We start from the raw sequence: 743 nt of genomic DNA on the forward strand, positions 1-743 counted from the left end.
TTGCCAATGACGTGTGGACCGTTCGTGTGCACGGGCAGATCGCGGTCGGTCGTCTTGGTTCAAGGACCGACGCTGATCTTGCGTGGGAAACCCACCTCCTCCAACACCTCAACCGTAAAGGCATGACGGTTCCGGTACCGATTCCGGCGACTGGCGGCCGCCTGTTCATGGACGGTCTAGTAGTGATGAAGTACGTCGAGGGCGGACCGCCCGAAACGATGTCAGACTGGCGTCGCGTCGCCGATGCACTCCGTGAACTGCATCGGTTGACCCGGGGCTGGCCGCAGCGGCCTGGCTGGAGATCATCGACCGACCTCCTCGGTGCTGAAACCGGAACCAGGATCAATCTTGCTGCGATGCCGCCCGAGGGCGTTATTCGATGTCGAGCGCGCCATCGCGGAACGCGGCTTGTCTTCCCATATGAATGATACGAAGTGGCGAGCACTTTGCACGGCCGTAGCCGAGGAACTTCCGTTTCCACCGCCTTATCAGGTGAAGTGCGTTCTTTCAGATATGCCCCATCCCGAGGCACTTGAGACTTCTCCATCGTATTTCGGCGACTGGGCAACGACGCCCGAAGCGTCAATGGGGATATTCATAGAATGGCTCAAAATCGGTAAGCGGCAAGGAGACGCCATCTGGCGCTGCTGATGGCAGGCGGGATAAGTCGGACATACGAGTTCTCTGAATGTGAGGATCTATGTCTAGACCTGCGGCTAGCCTTGGGTTGATGCGAATGATCG

The 743-nt window shown here is 58.4% G+C and carries 1 protein-coding gene and 1 pseudogene; both read left to right on the forward strand.

What is annotated here, in order from left to right; all coding sequences use genetic code 11:
* A pseudogene (locus C5L12_RS27765) lies at window positions 1–389 on the forward strand (phosphotransferase); the annotation flags it as partial.
* A 31-nt stretch (window positions 390–420) separates the two neighbouring features.
* Window positions 421–651 (forward strand): DUF6678 family protein, encoded by a 231-nt coding sequence (locus C5L12_RS29325; protein WP_425350833.1) that lies wholly within the window; start codon window positions 421–423, stop codon window positions 649–651.
* The last annotated feature ends 92 nt before the right edge of the window (window positions 652–743 follow it).

It is taken from the genome of Neorhizobium huautlense, assembly GCF_002968575.1.
Lineage (GTDB): Bacteria > Pseudomonadota > Alphaproteobacteria > Rhizobiales > Rhizobiaceae > Neorhizobium > Neorhizobium huautlense.

Bases quoted from the DNA above. Each gene is read 5' to 3' on its own strand.
- C5L12_RS29325 (WP_425350833.1), top strand. From the start codon at position 421: ATGAATGATACGAAGTGGCGAGCACTTTGCACGGCCGTAGCCGAGGAA.